Annotated in this window: 24 protein-coding genes and 1 other annotated feature; of the genes, 16 read left to right on the top strand and 8 right to left on the bottom strand. The window is 54.3% G+C overall.

The window, feature by feature from the left end; translation table 11 throughout:
• Positions 1–87 precede the first annotated feature (87 nt).
• The 4 genes from BY447_RS18970 to hxpB all read right to left on the bottom strand — a co-directional run bounded on the left by BY447_RS18970 (position 88) and on the right by hxpB (position 3,286).
• Positions 88–678 (bottom strand): metal-dependent hydrolase, encoded by a 591-nt coding sequence (locus BY447_RS18970; RefSeq protein ID WP_110331830.1) that lies wholly within the window; start codon positions 676–678, stop codon positions 88–90.
• 149 nt (positions 679–827) lie between these two features.
• Entirely contained in the window at positions 828–1,589 is a 762-nt protein-coding gene (gene kduD / locus BY447_RS18975; protein ID WP_033782919.1) for a 2-dehydro-3-deoxy-D-gluconate 5-dehydrogenase KduD, read from the bottom strand.
• Between the two features lie 17 nt (positions 1,590–1,606).
• Positions 1,607–2,443 carry a 5-dehydro-4-deoxy-D-glucuronate isomerase gene (gene kduI, locus BY447_RS18980; protein WP_110331831.1) on the bottom strand — a complete coding sequence of 279 codons (837 nt, stop codon included), beginning with the start codon at positions 2,441–2,443 and terminating at the stop codon, positions 1,607–1,609.
• A gap of 174 nt (positions 2,444–2,617) precedes the next feature.
• Entirely contained in the window at positions 2,618–3,286 is a 669-nt protein-coding gene (gene hxpB, locus BY447_RS18985; protein ID WP_095707283.1) for a hexitol phosphatase HxpB, read from the bottom strand.
• A gap of 149 nt (positions 3,287–3,435) precedes the next feature.
• On the opposite strand from hxpB, the gene BY447_RS18990 reads away from it, so the two are divergent.
• Positions 3,436–3,972, top strand: coding sequence for a YniB family protein (locus BY447_RS18990; protein WP_110331832.1), 537 nt, complete (start codon positions 3,436–3,438; stop codon positions 3,970–3,972).
• 12 nt (positions 3,973–3,984) lie between these two features.
• Here BY447_RS18990 and BY447_RS18995 read toward each other — a convergent pair whose 3' ends face one another.
• Together BY447_RS18995 and ghoS are read right to left on the bottom strand one after the other, a co-directional pair.
• A complete protein-coding gene (locus tag BY447_RS18995) occupies positions 3,985–4,878 on the bottom strand; it encodes a fructosamine kinase family protein (RefSeq protein ID WP_110331833.1) in 894 nt (297 codons plus the stop codon).
• A 79-nt stretch (positions 4,879–4,957) separates the two neighbouring features.
• A complete protein-coding gene (gene ghoS / locus BY447_RS19000) occupies positions 4,958–5,278 on the bottom strand; it encodes a type V toxin-antitoxin system endoribonuclease antitoxin GhoS (RefSeq protein ID WP_110331834.1) in 321 nt (106 codons plus the stop codon).
• A 351-nt stretch (positions 5,279–5,629) separates the two neighbouring features.
• On the opposite strand from ghoS, the gene BY447_RS19005 reads away from it, so the two are divergent.
• The 15 genes from BY447_RS19005 (at position 5,630) to BY447_RS19070 (ending at position 19,436) form a co-directional block, all read left to right on the top strand.
• Positions 5,630–6,391, top strand: a complete 762-nt coding sequence (locus tag BY447_RS19005; RefSeq protein ID WP_013357679.1) for a DUF481 domain-containing protein — start codon at positions 5,630–5,632, stop codon at positions 6,389–6,391.
• A 248-nt stretch (positions 6,392–6,639) separates the two neighbouring features.
• Positions 6,640–8,568 (top strand): threonine--tRNA ligase, encoded by a 1,929-nt coding sequence (gene thrS / locus BY447_RS19010; RefSeq protein ID WP_013357680.1) that lies wholly within the window; start codon positions 6,640–6,642, stop codon positions 8,566–8,568.
• A 3-nt stretch (positions 8,569–8,571) separates the two neighbouring features.
• Positions 8,572–9,123: a translation initiation factor IF-3 gene (infC, locus tag BY447_RS19015; RefSeq protein WP_033732471.1), complete on the top strand. Its 552-nt coding sequence runs from the start codon at positions 8,572–8,574 to the stop codon at positions 9,121–9,123.
• Between the two features lie 99 nt (positions 9,124–9,222).
• Positions 9,223–9,420: a 50S ribosomal protein L35 gene (rpmI, locus tag BY447_RS19020; RefSeq protein WP_004157374.1), complete on the top strand. Its 198-nt coding sequence runs from the start codon at positions 9,223–9,225 to the stop codon at positions 9,418–9,420.
• A gap of 44 nt (positions 9,421–9,464) precedes the next feature.
• Positions 9,465–9,821 (top strand): 50S ribosomal protein L20, encoded by a 357-nt coding sequence (gene rplT / locus BY447_RS19025; protein ID WP_003853267.1) that lies wholly within the window; start codon positions 9,465–9,467, stop codon positions 9,819–9,821.
• Between the two features lie 117 nt (positions 9,822–9,938).
• Positions 9,939–10,064 (top strand) — a sequence feature (Phe leader region).
• Positions 9,944–9,988: a pheST operon leader peptide PheM gene (pheM, locus tag BY447_RS23275; RefSeq protein ID WP_106120997.1), complete on the top strand. Its 45-nt coding sequence runs from the start codon at positions 9,944–9,946 to the stop codon at positions 9,986–9,988. (Overlaps the previous feature by 45 nt.)
• A gap of 71 nt (positions 10,065–10,135) precedes the next feature.
• Positions 10,136–11,119: a phenylalanine--tRNA ligase subunit alpha gene (pheS, locus tag BY447_RS19030; RefSeq protein WP_110331835.1), complete on the top strand. Its 984-nt coding sequence runs from the start codon at positions 10,136–10,138 to the stop codon at positions 11,117–11,119.
• A 14-nt stretch (positions 11,120–11,133) separates the two neighbouring features.
• A complete protein-coding gene (gene pheT, locus BY447_RS19035; RefSeq protein WP_110331836.1) occupies positions 11,134–13,521 on the top strand; it encodes a phenylalanine--tRNA ligase subunit beta in 2,388 nt (795 codons plus the stop codon).
• Positions 13,522–13,525: 4 nt separating this feature from the next.
• The gene (gene ihfA / locus BY447_RS19040) at positions 13,526–13,828 is read left to right on the top strand and encodes an integration host factor subunit alpha (RefSeq protein WP_003853259.1); all 303 of its coding nucleotides are present in this window, start codon (positions 13,526–13,528) and stop codon (positions 13,826–13,828) included.
• A gap of 179 nt (positions 13,829–14,007) precedes the next feature.
• Positions 14,008–14,991 carry a vitamin B12 ABC transporter permease BtuC gene (gene btuC, locus BY447_RS19045; protein ID WP_110331837.1) on the top strand — a complete coding sequence of 328 codons (984 nt, stop codon included), beginning with the start codon at positions 14,008–14,010 and terminating at the stop codon, positions 14,989–14,991.
• 50 nt (positions 14,992–15,041) lie between these two features.
• Positions 15,042–15,587, top strand: a complete 546-nt coding sequence (locus BY447_RS19050) for a glutathione peroxidase (RefSeq protein ID WP_013357685.1) — start codon at positions 15,042–15,044, stop codon at positions 15,585–15,587.
• Positions 15,588–16,337: a vitamin B12 ABC transporter ATP-binding protein BtuD gene (gene btuD, locus BY447_RS19055; protein ID WP_110331838.1), complete on the top strand. Its 750-nt coding sequence runs from the start codon at positions 15,588–15,590 to the stop codon at positions 16,335–16,337.
• Positions 16,338–16,405: 68 nt separating this feature from the next.
• The gene (locus BY447_RS19060) at positions 16,406–16,864 is read left to right on the top strand and encodes a C40 family peptidase (protein WP_013357687.1); all 459 of its coding nucleotides are present in this window, start codon (positions 16,406–16,408) and stop codon (positions 16,862–16,864) included.
• Between the two features lie 294 nt (positions 16,865–17,158).
• Positions 17,159–17,905 (top strand): EAL domain-containing protein, encoded by a 747-nt coding sequence (locus BY447_RS19065; RefSeq protein WP_033782932.1) that lies wholly within the window; start codon positions 17,159–17,161, stop codon positions 17,903–17,905.
• A gap of 79 nt (positions 17,906–17,984) precedes the next feature.
• Positions 17,985–19,436, top strand: coding sequence for a protein adenylyltransferase SelO (locus BY447_RS19070; protein WP_110331839.1), 1,452 nt, complete (start codon positions 17,985–17,987; stop codon positions 19,434–19,436).
• A gap of 7 nt (positions 19,437–19,443) precedes the next feature.
• Here BY447_RS19070 and BY447_RS19075 read toward each other — a convergent pair whose 3' ends face one another.
• Complete coding sequence (locus BY447_RS19075; protein WP_110331840.1) at positions 19,444–20,490, bottom strand: 3-deoxy-7-phosphoheptulonate synthase; 1,047 nt, start codon at positions 20,488–20,490, stop codon at positions 19,444–19,446.
• 151 nt (positions 20,491–20,641) lie between these two features.
• Positions 20,642–21,469, bottom strand: coding sequence for a pyruvate, water dikinase regulatory protein (locus BY447_RS19080; protein WP_013357691.1), 828 nt, complete (start codon positions 21,467–21,469; stop codon positions 20,642–20,644).
• Positions 21,470–21,559 lie beyond the last annotated feature (90 nt).

Below are 21,559 nucleotides of genomic sequence, written 5' to 3' on the forward strand. Positions count from 1 at the left end.
AAGACAGCGGGAATGGTAACAGCAGGCGGAGAGGGCACCTTATATCCAAATGGCATGGTTTATAACTTAATGACGTTTTGTGCGGCTTTATTGCGCAGTATGACTGGAAATTAACCGTCCGACGCCATTTTGTAGCGTATCAAACAGCTGAGCCGGCCAGCCGTTTGCACCAAAAGATGGCATGCCGACCGGGAACCACAGCGCATAGCCTACCAGTCCCAGACATAACGCCCGCTCAAGCTGATTTCCTTTCTGACTGCGCAGAATCGGCAGACGGAAGCGCCAGCGGCAGGGCCACAGCAGCGGAACCCCGGCGGGCGTCAGCATATCAGCCACAATATGGCTGAGGTAGCCCAGCGTCAGACCCTGTAGTACGTCTGCCGGTATCGGCGACGACTGGGGCAGGTTTATCTGAAAAAGCCATAAACCGGCCACCACCGCCAGCAAACTATGGGTAAAGCCCCGATGGCCGAACGCGCGCGCAATAGGATGAGAAAGCCAGCGTAGTCGCTGTCCCAGCAGAGATTTGGGGTGATCGATATCGGGCAGGAGGCATGTCAGCAGGGCTGAAGGAACGAGATGCCACCAGTCGGCCTGCGCCAGTATGGGTGTCAGCTCAGCACGTTTGGCAAAAATAGCGCTGGCAATGGCAAAAATGATGTGGCCTTCGCCCGTCATGATAAAACCTGGTTGCAAAGAAAGCTGTCGATGCATCCAGTATAGGGATTTATCCAGTAAATGAGAACATGTGACGCTGTAACGAAGCATGAATATTTTTAACAAGGCGGACAGTGATGAAACACTGTCCGCCCGCTCTGCCAGAAAGATTAACGAGCCAGCCAGCCGCCATCTACCGCCAGTGTATAGCCATTAACGTAGTCAGACGCGGAAGAGGCCAGGAAAACTACCGGGCCCATCATGTCATCAGGCACGCCCCAGCGTCCTGCCGGGATACGCCCCAGAATCTCATCGCTTCGGGCCTGGTCTTTACGCAGTTGTTCAGTGTTATCGGTAGCCATATAGCCTGGGGCAATCGCATTAACATTAACGCCATGCTTCGCCCACTCGTTCGCCATCAGACGCGTTAAACCCATGACTGCGCTTTTCGACGCGGTATAGGAAGGCACGCGGATGCCGCCCTGGAACGACAGCATAGAGGCGATATTGATAATCTTGCCGCCGTTACCCTGAGCAATAAACTGCCGGGCTACCTGCTGTGACAGGAAAAAGACCGTTTTACTGTTGATGTTCATCACATCATCCCAGTCCTGCTCGCTGAAGTTCAGTGCATCTTCACGACGGATAATCCCGGCGTTGTTGACCAGAATATCAATTCTGCCCGCGGCTGCGACCGCCTGCTCAACAACCTGCGACGCAACATCAGATTTCATCAGGTCAGCCGATATCGACCAGAAACGGCGGCCAAGTGCTTCAACTTTACGCTGCGTTTCGTCAGGTTCGAAACGGTTAACGCCTACAATGTCGCAGCCAGCCTGAGCCAGCCCCAGAGCCATACCCTGACCCAGACCGGTATTACAACCGGTCACCATTGCCACTTTGCCTTTTAAATCAAACGTATTCAGTACCATTTATGCTTCTCCTCTGCTTAACGCAGTTCGCTGATTTTGACGTGGTCCATGTCATCAAAGACCTGATTCTCACCCACCATGCCCCAGATAAATGTGTAACGCTGGGTGCCGACGCCGGCATGAATTGACCAACTGGGTGAGATGACCGCCTGCTCGTTATGTACCAGCAGATGGCGGGTTTGCTGGGGTTCTCCCATCATGTGGAAGACCGCGCTCTCTTCGCTCATATCGAAGTAGAAATAGACTTCCATGCGCCGTTCATGGGTGTGACAGGGCATGGTGTTCCACAGGCTGCCTTCATCCAGTCGGGTTAAGCCCATGGTGAGCTGGCAGGTGGGCAGCACATCCGGCACGATAAATTTGTTAATGGTGCGACGATTGGCAGTAGCAGCATCACCCAGCGTGGCAGTTGCGGCTTCCTGTAACGTAATCTTCTTATCCGGGAAGGTGCAGTGTGCGGGTGCGCTGTTGTAATAGAATTTAGCGGGCTGGGCCGGGTTCAGGCTGCGGAACAGCAGGTTGCGCGCACCTTTACCAATGTAAAGCGCCTCTTCATGACCGATCTCCCAGGCTTTATCGTCGACCTCAACCAGACCCGGGCCACCAATGTTGATCATGCCCAGCTCGCGGCGTTCAAGAAAGTAACTGACGCCCAGCTGCTTTCCCATCTCATCACCGATAGTGACTGGCTTATTAACCGGCAACACGCCCCCAATGATGATGCGGTCGGTGTGACTGTAGGTCAGGGTATAATTGTCAGCGGAAAAAATCGTCTCAATCAGAAACTCGCGGCGTAGCGCGTCAGTGTCGAGCTGTTTAGCGTGATCGCTGTGAATGCTTTGGCGAACGTCCATCTCAGGCCTCTCTGCAGGTCAGGTTATTCATGCCCCGAATGGGGACGCTTCAGGCATCTTAGGCAGAGCGGGATGGGAATTCAATAAAAATGAAACGTTGTTTTATTTTTTGCGGAGCAGATCAACCGGCAGGCGCAGCGGGTAAAAAAAAGCCCGCTATGCGCGGGCTGTTTATCATCCCTGCAGATGCTGCAGGCTAAGCTGGGTCAGATTGTCCAGCCGGACATCCGCCAGCGCCCAGCGCGGGTCATCGCGGTGTTCAGCGGCAGGCACCACAATCGACCGCATGCGGGCCGCTTTGGTGGCGATCATGCCATTGAACGAGTCTTCCAGCGTGACGCAGTTGAGTGGATCAATTGCCAGGCTGGCGGCGGCGTTAAGATAGACCTGCGGATGGGGCTTGCTGTAGGGCAGTGCTTCTGCTGAAGCCAGCACATCGAAATAGTGGCGCAGGTTGAAGATCTCCAGTACCTGTTCCAGCATCATGAGCGGCGATGCTGAGGCCAGGCCGATTTTCATTCCCTGCTCCTGGCAGAGCTGCAGCGCCGTTTCCACGCCAGGCAGAAGCGGCCGCGTCTGATCCACCAGCGTCATGGCGCGCGCAATAATACGGTCAGTAACCTCCTGCTGAGAGGGGCCCTGCCAGGGCAGCGTTTCGTACCACATCCGCACAGTCTGGTCGATACGCAGGCCAAGGGTATCGGGCATTTCACTGCGTCGTGACAGGTCGACGTCCAGCGTTGAAAAGATATCCAGTTCAGCCTGATCCCACAGCGGTTCAGAATCGATCAGTAAGCCATCCATGTCAAACAGGGCAGCAAGGACAGGGCGGTGCCAGGTCATCAGCGGTCTCCTTATAAATAAAGTCGGTTTAACCATAACATCATTCTCTGCTGACGCATGCTTCATCCGATTGACCACGCTTTATTTGGGAAATTTCTTCGTTGGCAGGTAGACTGACGGCAAATTGGATTCCAGGTTCAGGAGATATTATGACCTATCAACAGGCTGGCCGTATCGCCATCCTTAAGCGCGTGGTGGGCTGGGTGCTCTTTTTAGTGGCACTGTTGTCGACCATTATTTCGGTATTGAGCTTTATGTTTAAGCACAGCGAGAAGCAGCCGGGCATTGACGCCGTTATGCTTGATTTCGTCCATGTCATTGTCGATATGCTGCGCTTCAACACGCCATTCCTGAACGTTTTCTGGCATAACTCGCCGGTACCGGAATTTAACGGTCAGATGAATCTGGGTTTCTGGCTGATCTACATTCTGATTTTTGTCGGGCTGGCGCTGGAATCATCAGGCGCGCGGATGAGACGGCAGGCACGTCACGTCAAAGAGGGCATTGAAGATCAGATGATTCTGGAGCAGGCAAAGGGCAGTGAAGGACGCAGCCGTCAGCAACTGGAAGAGAAGGTGCGCGTTCCTCGTCACACCATCTTCCTGCAGATCTTCCCGCTTTATGTCCTGCCAGTGGTGATTGCGATAGCCGGATATTTTGCGCTGTCGCTGCTGGGCTTTATCTGACCGTGAACGCCGTCAGGCCGGTCTGGCCTGACGGGTGCAGAGCGCATCCTCATCCAGCAACTGGCCAATGGCGAACTGTGCATCGCCGGGCCAGTGCCCGCCAAACACGTTAGCCCGGTTCAGCAGATAGTAGAGCTGGTAGACCGGCAGACGCTGCGAAAAACCATCCGGCAGGGGCCACACAGCCTGATAACCGTCATAAATCTGGCGGGGCAGGTCAGGGTACCAGCTCAGCATGGCTAAATCGCACTCACGGTCGCCCCAGTAGCAGGCGGGATCGAACAGCCAGGGGCCATTGTCACTGCTGGCGCAGTTAGCGGGCCAGAGATCACCATGCAGCAGCGACGGCTGCGGATGATGTGACGCAAGCACCCGCTGCACGGAGGCGATAATCAGCTCGGTATCCCCGTACTGAATTCCCTTTTCGGCCGCCAGCTGCAGCTGCCAGCCAATGCGCTGTTCGGCAAAAAAGACCGACCAGCGCCGCAGCCAGCTATTGGGCTGGGGCGTGGTGGTGATGTTGTTGTCGAAATCGAGGCCGAACTGCGTCTGTTCGCTCCACTGGTGCAGGTGCGCCAGCTGCTGACCCAGCTGATATGCACTCTGCTCATCAAGCGGCTGTGGCCTGATATATTCCAGCAACAGAAAGCTCTCCTCGCGATGATGACCCACACCATACACTTCTGGCACCCGAACCGTGCCGGTGCGCGCCAGCAAGGCAAGCTGGTCGGCTTCCCAGGTAAAAAGCGACAGCATCTCGCGGCTGTTACTTTTGACAAAGACATCGTGATCGCCGTAGCGAATATGCCAGGTGGGATGGATATCACCACCCGCAAGGGCGTGACGTTGAGTGATTTCGGCGTTGCCTAACTGCTCGCTTAACAGACGACTGATGGCTGACCACATAGGGCTATCCTCGTTGTTCGCTGCGTAAGTCCGATGCTGATGCCTGAATATTCACCAAAACCAGCGTGATTGCACCTTTTTATTCCGGCGCCGAGGTGGCGGGGCGATGACTGGCAGTGTCCCGCAGATACTCTTCAAAGGTGATGACAGTCACATCCGGTTTCTGACCCAGGGCGTTTTCACCGGCAGCCGCAACCTGCTGTCGCAGATCCTCAGCGTCCAGCGTACTGACAATGCCATAGCTGTTCGTGCCCAGCTCATGGGGATGACCATTTTCATCGGCCAGCGTGGTGGTGAAACCGGCGGCGGTCATCGCGCTGGTCAGCTCCAGGATGTCACTTAATCCCGACTCCTGATAATGAAAGGTCACGATATAGCGGGCCAGGGCAGTGTTGCTCATAAGGCACCTCCGGGAAAGAGAAACTGAACTGAGCGTAGACTATGGTGAAAATTCAGGCGAATTATGAAAGAGATGCTGGGTGTCTGTCGTGACGCATAGCGTAAATCAGTGTCAGGAGTACTGCCCATGACGTAAAAATCTTTCTGCCGTTACGTCTGGCTTTTCATTTGGGCAGCACTATAATGCGCGACGTTAATAAGATGAGTCCCAATTAACATGGGTTGTCAGGGTGATTCCAGGCATTTTGTGTAAGTTAATAATTTTTTACAAAACTTACCGTAAATTGCATTGAATGCCCGGCAAAACGCTTCAGACTCTCCGTTTTTTAAACAGTCGCACGGATCACATTTAATGAAAGCCTATAACAAGCTGTCTGCTGTTCTTTTGCTCTCCGCCGGAGCGTTTTGTCACCAGGCACTGGCCGATAACGCCGTATTCACCTCAATGGATGACCCTTCCACGGCTAAAAAGCCATTTGAAGGTTCTGCTTCTGCGGGATACCTGGCGCAAACCGGTAACACCACCAGTTCATCGCTGACTGCTCAGACCAATATGACATGGTATCAGTCATCTATGGCCTACAGCTTGTGGGGTAACGCAGCGAACACCTCGTCAAATGATGAACGCTCTTCAGAGACGTACAACATCGGTGGTCGTTCACGCTATAACCTCAACTCCTATGACTACCTGTTTGGCCAGGCGAGCTGGTTAAGCGATCGTTTCAATGGTTACGATTCACGTGACGTGCTGACTGCCGGTTACGGTCGTCAGATCCTGAACGGTCCAGTGCACTCGCTGCGTGCGGAATTTGGTCCGGGTGTACGTTATGACGATTACCACGCTGGCGGTCATCAGACCAAGGCGCTGGGCTATGGCGCTGTGAGCTATCAGTGGCAGCTGACCGATACCACCAAATTTATTCAGGGCGTATCCGTGCTGAGCAGCTTCGGTGAAGACACCACGGTGAACTCTGAAACCGGCCTGCAGGTCGCTATCAATAGCCACTTCGCGCTGAAGCTGGCTTACAACGTCACCTGGAACAACAATCCGGCTGAGTCTGCGCCAGATCGCACCGACACCAAAACCTCAATCATGCTCTCTTACGCGATGTAAGCGCATTTTTGCCTGCGGCAAGCCCGGCGGTCTGACACTGTGTGTCAGGCCGCTTTTTTTTGTTCGCTCCATGGCTTAGCGAAAAGGGGATGGTTTTTCTCGTCGGCGAAAACTGCTATCATCTGTTCCGCACTGCAATCCTGGCGACATTCCGACAATGTGGGTCTGATATCACGCCAGGTCACTCATTTTACATTACGTTGCATGTAAGCTTTCGTGTGGCTTACCACTGCAAATAAGGACATGAAATGCCTGTAATTACGCTTCCTGATGGCAGCCAGCGCGTGTTTGACCGCCCTGTCAGTGTCATGGATATTGCGCTGGACATCGGTCCAGGTCTGGCGAAAGCCTGTATCGCTGGCCGCGTTAACGGTGAACTGGTTGATGCTGCTGATCCCATCACCGACGATGCCGCTGTTGCGATCATTACCGCAAAAGATGAAGCGGGTCTGGAAATTATCCGTCACTCCTGTGCGCACCTGTTAGGGCACGCAATTAAACAGCTGTGGCCGGATACCAAAATGGCGATCGGCCCGGTCATTGATAACGGCTTCTATTATGATGTCGACATCGATCGTACCCTGACCCAGGAAGATATCGACCTGCTGGAAAAACGCATGCATCAGTTGGCTGAAACCAACTACGATGTGGTGAAGAAAAAGGTCAGCTGGCAGGAAGCACGCGACGTCTTTGCGGCGCGCGGCGAAATCTACAAGACCACTATTCTTGATGAAAACATCAGCCATGACGATAAGCCTGGCCTGTATCATCACGAAGAATATGTCGACATGTGCCGCGGTCCGCACGTGCCGAACATGCGGTTCTGCCATCATTTTAAACTGCAGAAGATCTCCGGTGCCTACTGGCGCGGCGACAGCAGCAACAAAATGCTGCAGCGTATTTATGGCACCGCATGGGCAGACAAAAAGCAGCTGGCAGCCTATCTGCAGCGTCTGGAAGAGGCGGCGAAGCGTGACCATCGTAAGATTGGTAAGCAGCTGGATCTCTACCACATGCAGGAAGAAGCACCCGGTATGGTCTTCTGGCATAATGACGGCTGGACCATCTTCCGTGAGCTGGAAGTGTTTGTCCGCAGCAAATTAAAAGAGTACCAATACCAGGAAGTGAAAGGTCCGTTCATGATGGACCGCGTCCTGTGGGAAAAAACCGGGCACTGGGAAAACTATAAAGAAGCAATGTTCACCACCTCATCGGAGAACCGTGAATACTGCATCAAACCGATGAACTGTCCTGGACACGTTCAGATCTTTAATCAGGGTCTGAAATCCTACCGTGACCTGCCGCTGCGTATGGCAGAGTTTGGTAGCTGTCACCGTAATGAGCCATCAGGTGCGCTGCACGGTCTGATGCGCGTTCGCGGCTTTACCCAGGATGATGCACACGTCTTCTGTACAGAAGAGCAGGTGCGTGACGAAGTGAACAGCTGTATCCGCATGGTTTATGACATGTACAGCACCTTCGGCTTTGAAAAGATTGTGGTGAAGTTATCCACCCGTCCTGAGAAGCGCATCGGTACAGATGAGATGTGGGATCGTGCCGAGGAAGACCTGGCCGCTGCGCTGAACGAAAACAACATTGAGTTTGAGTTCCAGCCAGGTGAAGGCGCGTTCTACGGCCCTAAAATTGAGTTCACTTTGTACGATTGTCTTGATCGCGCCTGGCAGTGCGGAACAGTTCAGCTAGACTTCTCCCTGCCAAAACGCCTTGAAGCAACCTACGTGGGTGAAAACAACGACCGTCAGACGCCAGTGATGATTCACCGTGCGATTCTGGGATCGATGGAGCGCTTCATCGGTATTCTTACCGAAGAATTCGCCGGTTTCTTCCCAACCTGGCTGGCACCGCTGCAAGTTGTGGTAATGAATATTACCGACGGACAAGCGGAATATGTTGAGTCTTTGACGCGTAAGCTGCAGAATGCTGGCATTCGTGTGAAGGCAGACTTGAGAAATGAGAAGATAGGCTTTAAAATCCGCGAGCACACATTACGTCGCGTCCCTTATATGTTGGTCTGCGGTGATAAAGAGGTGGAATCTGGCAAAGTTGCCGTTCGCACCCGCCGTGGTAAAGACCTGGGATCGATGGATGTCGATCTGTTTGTTGAGAAACTTCAACAAGAGATTCGCAGCCGAAATCTTCACCAATTGGAGGAATAAAGTATTAAAGGCGGAAAACGAGTACTACCGACGCGTCCGAACAAAATTAACAGTGAAATCCGCGCAACTGAAGTGCGCTTAACGGGCATGGATGGCGAGCCGATTGGCATTGTCACATTACGCGAAGCTCTGGAAAAAGCCGAGGAAGCGGGCGGCGACTTAGTCGAAATCAGCCCGAATGCCGAACCGCCGGTCTGTCGTATTATGGATTACGGCAAGTTCCTCTATGAAAAAAGCAAATCTTCTAAGGAACAGAAGAAGAAGCAAAAAGTTATTCAGGTTAAGGAAATCAAATTCCGTCCTGGAACCGATGATGGCGACTATCAGGTCAAACTACGCAACCTGATTCGCTTTCTGGAAGATGGCGATAAAGCCAAAATCACGCTCCGCTTCCGCGGTCGTGAGATGGCGCACCAGCAGATCGGTATGGAAGTGCTTAACCGCGTCCGTAAAGACCTGTGTGAAGATCTGGATTTGGCCATTGTCGAATCCTTCCCTTCGAAGATCGAAGGCCGCCAGATGATCATGGTGCTCGCTCCTAAGAAGAAACAGTAGGCTTTCAAGTAGCGATGACCGCGCAGCGTTCGCGCTGTGCGGTTATCTGTTCGCCTGTCTGGGTCATGTTATTAACAATGCGAAGTGGATATTTTTAAAATGCCAAAGATTAAAACTGTACGTGGCGCGGCTAAGCGCTTCAAGAAGACCGCTTCTGGCGGCTTCAAGCGTAAACACGCAAACCTGCGTCATATTCTGACTAAAAAATCTACTAAGCGTAAACGTCACCTGCGCCCTAAAGGCATGGTGTCAAAAGGCGATCTGGGTCTGGTTATTGCCTGCCTGCCGTACGCATAAGTAAATTTTTTTCATTAATTCAGAATATTAAACAGGAGAGCTAAATGGCTCGTGTAAAACGTGGTGTAGTTGCTCGCGCACGTCACAAAAAAATCTTAAAACAAGCTAAAGGCTATTACGGTGCACGTTCACGTGTTTACCGTGTTGCTTTCCAGGCTGTTATCAAAGCTGGTCAGTATGCTTACCGTGACCGTCGTCAGCGTAAGCGTCAGTTCCGTCAGCTGTGGATCGCGCGTATCAACGCAGCGGCGCGTCAGAACGGCATGTCTTACAGCCGTTTCATCAATGGTCTGAAAAAAGCAGCCATTGAGATTGACCGTAAGATCCTGGCCGACATCGCCGTATTCGACAAAGTGGCATTCTCTGCACTGGTCGAAAAAGCGAAATCAGCCCTGGCGTAAGTCAGATGGAAAAGGGAGCTTGCTCCCTTTTTTATTGCCTGTAACTTACGCAAAAGATTGACATTTTTGTCGCTGAGCTTTTCAATAGACCCCCTGTATCGCATGACAAGGTAACCGCAAGCATGAATGCTGCTATTTTCCGTTTCTTTTTTTACTTTAGCGCCTGACATTCGGGGGCTTTTGCGCATAAGAGAAGAAACGAAAAATCGCGCTAAAAGCCTCCCTCGTGGAGGCTTTTTTGTTTCTGGCGCTAGCATATTGGACCGGCAGGTCCCAACGAGAACTGACCAGCCTGACTGGAAAAAGAGGAAACTATGTCCCAACTCGCAGAACTGGTGGCCAGCGCCACGGCGGCCATCGACGGGGCGACGGATATCGCCGCCCTTGACGCAGTGCGCGTCGAATACCTGGGTAAGAAAGGACATCTCACACTGCAGATGACGACGTTGCGCGAGCTGCCAGCAGAAGAGCGCCCTGCAGCGGGTGCGGTAATCAACGAAGCGAAGCAGCAGGTTACCGATCGACTGAATGCCCGTAAAGACGCACTGGAAGCCGCGGTGCTGAATGCCCGTCTGGCTGAAGAGACCATTGATGTCTCTCTGCCGGGTCGTCGTATCGAGAATGGCGGTCTGCATCCGGTCACCCGCACCATGGATCGCATTGAGACCTTCTTTGGTGAGTTAGGCTTTGGCGTGGTAACAGGGCCGGAAATTGAAGATGATTATCATAACTTCGATGCGCTAAATATTCCTGCGCACCACCCGGCGCGTGCCGATCACGATACCTTCTGGTTCGACGCCACGCGTCTGCTGCGTACGCAGACCTCTGGCGTGCAGATCCGCACCATGCAGACTCAGCAGCCGCCTATCCGCATTATTGCGCCAGGCCGCGTCTACCGTAACGATTATGACCAGACGCACACGCCGATGTTCCATCAAATGGAAGGGCTGATCGTGGATAAAAACATCAGCTTTACCAATCTGAAAGGCACGCTACACGATTTCCTGAACAACTTCTTTGAAGAAGATTTGCAGATTCGCTTCCGTCCTTCTTATTTCCCGTTCACTGAGCCATCGGCAGAAGTGGATGTTATGGGTAAAAACGGTAAGTGGCTGGAAGTGCTGGGTTGCGGCATGGTGCACCCTAACGTGCTGCGCAACGTCGGCATCGATCCGGAAGTTTACTCTGGTTTCGCCTTTGGTATGGGCATGGAGCGTCTGACGATGTTGCGCTATGGCGTGACCGATCTGCGTGCTTTCTTCGAAAATGATTTACGTTTCCTCAAACAATTTAAGTAAGGGCAGGATATCCAATGAAATTCAGTGAACTCTGGTTACGCGAATGGGTAAATCCAGCCCTGGACAGCGCTGCGCTGTCTGAACAAATCACCATGGCCGGTCTGGAAGTGGACGGCGTTGATGCCGTCGCCGGTGTGTTCCACGGCGTTGTGGTTGGTGAAGTCGTGGAGTGCGGTCAGCACCCCAATGCCGACAAGCTGCGTGTCACCAAAATCAACGTCGGTGGCGATCGCCTGCTGGATATCGTCTGTGGCGCGCCGAACTGCCGTCAGGGACTGAAAGTTGCTGTCGCGACCGTCGGCGCTGTGCTGCCAGGTGATTTCAAAATCAAAGCGGCTAAACTGCGTGGCGAGCCCTCTGAAGGGATGCTCTGCTCGTTCTCCGAGCTGGGTATTTCCGACGATCACAACGGCATCATCGAACTGCCTTCTGACGCGCCCGTTGGCACCGATATCCGCGCGTACCTGCAGCTGGACGACAACACCATTGAAATCAGCGTCACGCCTAACCGCGCCGACTGTCTGGGTCTGATCGGTATCGCCCGTGATGTTGCCGTGCTCAACGGCCTGCCGCTGAAGGTGCCGGAGATGCAGCCGGTCGCGGCGACGCTTAACGACACGTTCCCGATTCAGGTTGACGCGCCAGAAGCCTGTCCGCGCTATCTGGGCCGTGTCGTGAAAGGAATTAACGTTAAGGCAGCTACGCCACTGTGGATGAAAGAGAAGCTGCGTCGCTGTGGCATTCGCTCTATCGATCCGGTCGTCGATATCACCAACTACGTTCTGCTGGAGCTGGGTCAGCCAATGCACGCCTTCGACCTTGACCGTATTGATGGCGGTATCGTGGTGCGCATGGCGAAAGAGGGCGAAAAGCTGACGCTGCTGGATGGCACTGAAGCCACCCTGCAGAGTGATACTTTAGTGATCGCCGATCATCAGAAAGCGCTGGCGATGGCCGGAATCTTTGGTGGCGAACATTCGGGTGTGAACGGCGAAACGCAGAACATCCTGTTCGAGTGTGCGTACTTTGATCCGCTCTCTATCACCGGCCGCGCCCGTCGTCACGGTCTGCATACCGACGCGTCTCATCGCTACGAGCGTGGCGTTGACCCGGCGCTGCAACATACCGCGCTGGAGCGTGCTACCCAACTGCTGCTGTCCATCTGCGGCGGTGAAGCAGGCCCGATCATCGATCAGACCCATCAGGCAGCCCTGCCTGTCCCGGCGACCATTACGCTGCGTCGCGAAAAGCTGGACCGTCTGATTGGTCACGTGATTGCGGATGAGCAGGTTACCGACATTCTGACGCGTCTCGGCTGTGACGTGACGGCAGGTGAAGGGCAGTGGCAGGCCGTCGCGCCGAGCTGGCGCTTCGATATGGCCATTGAAGAAGATCTGGTCGAAGAAGTGGCCCGTATTTATGGCTACAACAATATTCCTGATGTACCTGTTCAGGCCGGTCTGGTCATGACCCGTCACCGTGAAGCGAATCTGTCGCTGAAACGCGCGAAAAACCTGCTGGTGGATAAAGGTTATCAGGAAGCGATTACCTATAGCTTCGTCGATCCGAAAATCCAGCAGCTGCTGCATCCGGGTGAAGAGGCGCTGTTACTGCCAAGCCCGATCTCCAGTGATATGTCGACCATGCGTCTGTCACTCTGGACCGGTCTGCTCAGTGCGGTGGTCTATAACCAGAACCGTCAGCAGAGCCGTGTACGTCTGTTCGAGAGCGGCTTACGCTTTGTGCCAGATACGCAGGCGGATTTAGGCATCCGTCAGGATCTTATGCTGGCTGGCGTCATCAGCGGCAACCGTGTTGAAGAGCACTGGGATCTGGCGCGTCAGACAGTTGACTTCTATGATTTGAAAGGCGATTTAGAGTCGCTGCTCGATTTAACCGGCAAACTGGATGAGATTAGCTTCCGGGCTGAGGCGAATCCGGCGTTGCATCCAGGACAGAGCGCGGCGATTTATTTGCATGATGAACATATCGGATTTATCGGCGTTGTACATCCTGAGCTGGAACGTAAGCTTGATCTCAATGGCCGCACCTTAGTCTTTGAACTGCTTTGGAATAAGGTCGCAGACCGCGTCCTGCCTGACGCGCGCGAAATTTCTCGCTTCCCGGCGAACCGCCGTGATATTGCCGTTGTAGTGGCTGAAAACGTCCCTGCAGCAGATATCATTGCGGAGTGTAAGAAAGTTGGCGTAAATCAGGTAGTTGGCGTAAACTTGTTTGACGTGTACCGCGGTAAGGGCGTTTCTGAGGGCTACAAGAGCCTCGCAATCAGCCTGATTTTGCAGGATACCAGCCGGACACTCGAAGAAGAGGAGATTGCCGCGACCGTTGGCAAATGCGTTGCGGCATTAAAAGAGCGATTCCAGGCAACCTTGAGGGATTGAACCTATGGCGCTTACAAAAGCTGAGATGTCAGAGTACCTGTTTGAGAAACTCGGGCTGAGCAAACGCGATGCCAAAGAGTTAGTAGAGCTGTTTTTCGAAGAGGTACGTCGCGCTTTGGAAAATGGAGAACAGGTAAAACTGTCTGGGTTTGGCAATTTTGACCTGCGTGACAAGAACCAGCGTCCTGGCAGAAACCCGAAAACGGGTGAAGATATTCCGATTACTGCGCGTCGCGTAGTAACGTTCCGTCCAGGACAGAAGCTGAAAAGCCGCGTAGAGAACGCTACACCCAAAGAGACTGACTGAATTTCAGCGTTTCAAAAAGGCCGCGAAAGCGGCCTTTTTTCATAATGACAGCATGCAGCATTGCCGCTCATCCTATCCTTTAGAGTCCAGGCCATCCCGGCGCAGACCGCCTCATCAGCCTTTCTTTTTTCACCAATCCCTCTACAATCAAATCACTGTTTTCTCAGCTAATCCCGCTTATGTCTCTGCTCGATACGTTCGCGCGCCAGGCCGATCAACGCGGCCAGAAATGGCTGATTGCGCTCGCCCTTATGCTCTCTGCACTGCTCTGTCTCAGCCTCTGTGCCGGGGACAGCTGGATCGCGCCCTCTGCGTGGTTCAGCGATAGCGGACAGCTCTTTGTCTGGCAGTTGCGGCTGCCCCGCAGTCTGGCGGTCGTCCTGGTGGGGGCGTCGCTGGCGGTATGCGGCGTGGGGATGCAGGCGCTGTTTACCAATCCGCTGGCGGAGCCAGGTCTGCTCGGCGTTTCGAACGGCGCAGGTATCGGTCTGGTGCTCGGCGTGCTGCTGGGCAGCGGCTCGCTGTGGAGCCTGGGGCTGGCGGCGATGGCCGGTGCGCTGATAATTACGCTAATCCTGTTGTATTTTGCCCATCGTCAGCTTTCAGTGACCCGGCTGTTGCTGACCGGCGTGGCGCTGGGGATTATCTGCAGTGCCATCATGACCTGGGCGGTCTACTTCAGCACCAGTCTCGATCTGCGTCAGCTGATGTACTGGATGATGGGGGGATTCAGCGGCATTGACTGGCGCTATGGCTGGATGATGCTGGCACTGCTGCCGGTGATGCTCGCGCTGGGGGCGACCGGGCCGATTCTCAATCTGCTGGCTCTGGGCGAGACGTCCGCCCGTCAGCTCGGGCTGTCACTTTTCTACTGGCGTAACCTGCTGGTGCTGGCGATGGGCTGGCTGGTCGGCATCAGCGTCGCGATGGCCGGCGCCATAGGTTTTGTCGGGTTGGTTATCCCGCATCTGCTGCGTCTGAGCGGCATCAGCGATCACCGCTATCTGCTGCCGGCATCGGCGCTGGCGGGCGCGGCGGTGCTTCTGGCCGCCGATATCGTGGCACGTCTGGCACTGACGTCAGCGGAGTTGCCGATAGGCGTCGTGACGGCGACACTGGGCGCGCCACTGTTTATTATTTTACTGGTGAAATCTTCGCGCTAGCTTCGGCTGGCTACTCTGCATCCACAACCGCATCCATTACAGGAAAAAGCATGAACATTTATGAGACTGAACTGGTTACGCTCGACGGGGAAAAAACCACGCTGTCACAGTGGCAGGGCAAAGTCCTGCTGGTCGTCAACGTTGCCTCGAAATGTGGCCTGACGCCGCAATACGAAGAGCTGGAGAATCTGCAGAAAGCCTGGCAGGATCAGGGCTTCAGCGTCCTCGGTTTCCCCTGCAATCAGTTTCTGGAACAGGAACCGGGCAGCAGTGAGGAGATCAAAACTTTCTGCAGTACCACCTATGGCGTAACGTTCCCGCTGTTTGCCAAAACCGAGGTTAATGGCCCGGCGCGTCATCCGCTCTATGCGCAGCTGATCGCGGCCCGGCCTGACGCGGTGCGTCCGGAAGGCAGCGGTTTTTACGAACGTATGGAGAGTAAAGGGCGCGCGCCGAAAGAGCAGGGCGACATCCTATGGAACTTTGAAAAGTTCCTGATTGGCCGTGACGGCAGTGTGATCCAGCGTTTTGCACCTGACATGACGCCGGAAGATCCCATCATTCTGGAAACGATTAAACAGGCGCTGGCAAAATAGATGCTGTTGCGCCTGCAACAGGCCGCCGTCCCCGGACGGCTGCTGCCTCTGACCGGCGAGCTTGCCGCCGGTCAGCTGCTGCACATTGCAGGCCCGAACGGAGCCGGTAAAAGCACCTTACTGAGTGTGATTGCCGGACTACAACCTGCCTCCGGCACGGTGCTGCTGGACGAAAAGGTGCTGAGTGACTGGAACGGCGCGGCACTGTCAAGGGTGCGCGGCTGGCTGCCACAGCAGCAGGCCCCACTGAGTCAGATGCCGGTCTGGCACTATCTGCGTCTGCACCTGAAACCGGTGGGGCCACAGGCCGATGCCTGTCTCAGCATGCTGCTGCAGCGGCTTCAGCTGCAGGATAAGTTATCGCGTTCACTAACCCGGCTCTCCGGCGGGGAATGGCAGCGCGTCCGGCTGGCAGCCGTCTGTGCCCAGATCGATCCTTACATCAACCCCTGCGGGCGGCTGCTGATTCTTGATGAGCCGTTGACGGCGCTGGATATCGGCCAGCAAAAAGCGGTGGACGATCTGATTGCGGCGCTGTGCGCGTCGGGTGTTGGTGTTGTCGCCAGCAGTCACGATCTTAACCACAGTCTGCAGCAGGCAGACAGGGTCTGGCTGATGGATAGCGGGCAGGTGATCGCGCAGGGCGAACCTTCAGAGGTTCTGACGCCGCAGCGCCTGACACCGCTCTACCAGATTGCTTTCCGGCAGATTGAACTTGAAGGACGCACGCTGCTGACCGTTCTGCCCTGACACTTGCTACCTGGCGGGCTTTACCGCTACATTATGCCGGTTGCAACTTCTGATAAGGACATTTGGCGATGCGCCTGGGTTTGCTGATTTTAGTTCTGCTGCTGACGGGATGCAGTCATCACGCCCCGCCGATTAATGGCCGTCTTTCCGATTCAATCACCGTGATAGCGGAACTGAACGATCAGCTCGGTCACTGGCGCGGTACGCCTTATCGTTATGGCGGCATGAGTCGTAACGGCGTTGACTGCTCCGGCTTTGTCTATCTGACCTTCCGCGATAAATTTGCATTGCAACTGCCGCGCACCACCTCAGCCCAAAGCGATATAGGCACCCGCATCAGCAAAGATGAACTGCTGCCAGGCGATCTGGTCTTTTTCAAAACCGGACGCGGTGAAAATGGCCTGCATGTGGGCATCTATGATACCGATAACGCTTTTATCCACGCCTCGACCAGTCAGGGCGTCATTCGCTCCTCACTCGACAATGTCTACTGGCGAAAAGTGTTCTGGCAGGCTCGCCGTATTTAACAGCACCTTCGCGAAATCAGACTTAAGTCCAATTTTAAATAGAGTTAAAACAACGAGTAAAAGTTTTATTTTAAATGAACGTTTAGGACGAGTATTTTAATAAACAGAATAATGGCTGATTTAATTCCACTAATAACCGGTGTTTTATCACCTGTATTTGGCTTAAGCGTGTTCGGCTGTTGCCAAACGGAAATGGAAGGGTAAAGAAGTTCGTCTCTTCAATGATTTGGCACTATTGCCTGCGGCTGACCATTCCTATACGATATCCCCATCGCCGCATATTCTGGCATTAAAATGAAAATTCATCTCTCGGCCGACTATCAGTCGGAAATCTGGTTTTATCCTGTCTGTGATGTTGACGGACGGTTGACCGCTGTCGAGCTGGTAACGCAGTTTGTGCATGAAAGTGCGCCCATCACCCTGCCTCAGGATCTGCTGCTTCCCCAGCTTGATGAGTCGCAGCAGTTACGTCTGCTGCAAAGCCAGATTGGATTGCTGGAGCAGAATCGCGGATTATTTGAAGCGCATTCCGTGTCAGCTTTTATCCGTATTGATGAAGGCATGGCCCGGACGCTGCTTGCCAGTGAATTAGTCATGCGCAAAATAAAACAGCTGCCTTTCATTCTATTGAATATCACTGAAACGTTTCCGCAACTCAAGCTGGGCAAAAATAATCCGCTGCTGGCGAGCCTGCATGCTGAGTTTAATTTAGCGCTTTCACATTTTGGCGCGGGCAAAACACCCTCTAATGCGGTCTACGATAATTTATTCAGCTGCATCTGTCTCGACAAAGAATTTATTCAATCGCTGGCAAAACGCGCTTCATTTGTGCCATTTATTCAGAGCATTATTGATAATTTCCGCGCCCATTGTGACCGGCTGATTATTTGCGGTATTGATGACGAAGTGCTGTTCGATAAAGTCAGCCAGCTGAATGGTGCCGATTTTCAGGGTGCGCTCTTCCCGGTGGTAAAATCTGACGCACTGCGTTCACTGCTCTGTGCCGACGAGCGCATGCCTTCCTCTCAGCATCCCGGCTGATAGAACCTGTTAATCCCTGCTATCAGCGTTACACTAAAGGACTAACCTACGTATCGCTGAGTATCGCATGGGAGAAACAATGTCCGCAGGCAAGGCCTCTTTTGACAACACCTGGTTACGTGAGCTGACCGGATGTTATACCGCGCTGAACCCCACGCCGCTGGCAGGCGGACGGCTGCTGTATCACAACGCACCGCTTGCAACCTCAATGGGGCTGGATAGCGCGCTCTTTGAAGGTCACGGTCACGATGTCTGGCACGGTGAGGCACTGCTGCCCGGCATGCAGCCACTGGCGCAGGTCTACAGTGGTCATCAGTTTGGTGTCTGGGCGGGTCAGCTCGGTGACGGGCGCGGTATCCTGCTGGGTGAACAGCGTCTGGATGATGGCAGCAAACTTGACTGGCATCTCAAGGGTGCAGGCCTGACGCCTTATTCCCGCATGGGCGATGGTCGTGCCGTGATCCGTTCCAGCGTCCGTGAGTTTCTCGCCTCGGAAGCGCTGCACCATCTGGGTATCCCCACCACGCGCGCACTGACCCTGTCGATAGGCGATGAGCCGGTCTACCGCGAAACTACTGAGCGTGGCGCGATGCTGATGCGCATTTCACCGAGCCACCTGCGTTTCGGTCATTTCGAGCATTTCTTTTACAGCCAGCAGCAGGAGAAAGTGCAGCAGCTGGCTGACTACGCCATTCGTCATCACTGGCCCCATCTGGAAGAGGAAGCGGACCGCTATCAACAGTGGTTTACCGACATTGTGTTACGCACCGCGCGCCTGATTGCGTTGTGGCAGAGCGTGGGTTTTGCGCATGGCGTCATGAATACTGACAATATGTCGATCCTTGGCCTGACCATCGACTACGGCCCGTTTGGTTTTCTGGATGATTATCAGCCTGACTTCATCTGCAATCACAGCGACTATCAGGGGCGCTACAGCTTTGAAAATCAGCCGATGATTGGCATGTGGAATCTTAACCGTCTGGCGCATGCGCTGTCGGGTCTGCTGACCACTGAGCAGTTGCGGACGGCGCTAAGCGCCTATGAGCCTGAACTGATGCGGGTATGGGGTGAGAGGATGCGGGCGAAGCTTGGTCTGCTGACGCAGCAGAACAGCGACAATCAGATTCTGACCGATCTGCTGGCGCTGATGACGCAGGAGCACACTGATTACACCCTGACGTTCCGGCTGCTGAGTGAAACCCAACAGGCTGAAAGCCGTTCAGCGCTGCGCGACGAGTTCATCGATCGTGAGGCTTTTGATGGCTGGTATCAGCGCTACCGAAATCGTCTCATGGATGAGCTGGTTAGTGATGAAGAACGACAGGCTGTGATGAAGGCGGCTAATCCGGCTGTCATTTTGCGCAACTATCTGGCGCAGCAGGCGATTGAAGAGGCGGAGCGGGGAGAGAAGGGGGCGCTGGCCCGTCTGCATCAGGCGTTACAGCAGCCCTTCAGTGATGAGACAGCCGCTGAGTATCGTCAGCGGCCGCCAGACTGGGGCAAAACCTTAGAGGTGAGCTGCTCCAGCTGATTCAGACTCAGAGGCGGTGAGAAACCGCCTCGGACAGCAGGGCGAGCACCTGTTCGCTCTCCTGCCAGCCGAGACAGGGATCGGTAATCGACTGGCCATAAACCAGTGGTTCACCGCTTACCACTTTCTGATTGCCTTCTTCCAGGAAGCTTTCAATCATCACACCGGCAACGGCCCGCGATCCTGATTTAATCTGCTCTGCTACCTCTGCCGCCACATCCATCTGACGACGATGCTGCTTCAGACAGTTGCCGTGACTGAAATCGATCACCAGCTGCTCTGGCAGATTAAAGGCCGCCAGGCTCTCCGCGGCGGCGGCGACATCACTGGCATGATAGTTAGGCTGTTTACCGCCTCGCAGGATCACATGACCATGCGGGTTGCCACTGGTCTGGTAGATAGTCATCTGACCCAGTTTATCCGGCGACAGGAACATGTGGCTGGCGCGTGCGGCGCGAATCGCATCCACCGCGATCTGCACGTTTCCATCGGTGCCGTTTTTAAAGCCGACTGGGCAGGAGAGGGCTGAGGCCATTTCGCGGTGGATCTGGCTTTCGGTGGTACGTGCGCCAATCGCGCCCCAGCTGATGAGGTCAGCAATAAACTGGCCGATCACCATATCCAGAAATTCTGTGGCGGTGGGCAGGCCCAGCGCGTTGATATCAATCAGCAGCTTGCGGGCGATGCTGATACCCCGGTTCACATCGTAACTGCCATCCAGGTCCGGATCGGAGATTAACCCTTTCCAGCCTACGACGGTACGAGGCTTCTCGAAGTAGGCACGCATCACAATCTCCAGCCGATCTTCATAGCGGATGCGTAACGCGTTCAGACGCGCAGCATACTCCAGGGCTGCTTTCGGGTCGTGCAGCGAACAGGGCCCGATCACTACCAGCAGGCGCGGATCGTCACCCGTCAATATACGGGCGATACGTTTACGGGCAACGGTGACGTTGTCGGCAATCGCCGCGGAGACAGGATGTTCAGCCGCCAGACTGGCGGGGGTAATCAGACTACCAATGCGTGCGGTACGCAGTTCGTCGGTTTTTTTCATGAGTTTCTCGAAAACGGTTCTTCGCAGCGGTGAAATACCGGGAAGTGATGGTGGTCACAATAAACCATTAGTCTGCGAATTCAACCCGTGATTTGACAATGAAATCAAAACCCACGGCAGCGGCGCTTTACATCTTTGACCCGATTCCCTTTCAGTACATACGGCGCGTCAGGCCCATGATGTCGAGAATTTTGGTGGCAATCTCTTCGACCGAGTAGTTAGTGCTGTTGAGATAGCGGATCTGATGGGTGCGAAACAGCGCTTCGACTTCGCCTACTTCCAGCCGGCACTGGCGCATTGAGGCGTAGCGGGTATTTTCCGCCCGTTCCTGCCGTATTGCTGCCAGCCGTTCCGGATCGATGGTCAGCCCGAACAGTTTATTCTGATGGGCGCGCAGCGCGGGCGGCAGTTTAAGATTATCCATATCGTCGGCAATAAAGGGGTAGTTGGCGGCACGAATACCAAACTGCATTGCGAGATAGAGGCTGGTGGGTGTTTTGCCACAGCGCGAGACGCCTAACAGGATAACCTGCGCATCTTCCAGCCCGCGCAGCGAGATGCCGTCATCATGCGCCAGGGCGTAATCGATCGCCGCAATACGTGCGTCATATTTCCCCAGATTACTGGCGTCCAGTCCGTGGGTGCGGTGTGCCACCGGCGCAGGCGATAAGCCCAGCTCCTGCTGAAGGGGAGCCACCAGCGCCTGCACGATATCCTGACAAAAACCCTCACTCTGCACGATAATGTCGCGCACCTCTGGCGTGACAATGGAGAAGAACACCAGCGGCCGCACGCCGCTCTGCTGATAGAGCGCGTTAATCTGGGCTTTAACCGCCAGCGCCCGCTGGACGTTTTCCACAAATGGCAACGTCAGGCTGGTGATATTGACTGGAAACTGCGACAGCACCGCATGGCCCAGGACTTCAGCTGTAATCGCTGTGCCATCGGAGATATAAAAAACGCTTCTGTCAGTTGTCATAATGAATTCAGCCTCAGCCAGGAGTGAGCCATCAGCATGAGCGATGCGACTCAATAAATCATCTCTGATTTTAATTTCTGGAAGGTCTGT

This window comes from Pantoea sp. JKS000250, assembly GCF_003201065.1.
Classification (GTDB): domain Bacteria; phylum Pseudomonadota; class Gammaproteobacteria; order Enterobacterales; family Enterobacteriaceae; genus Pantoea; species Pantoea vagans.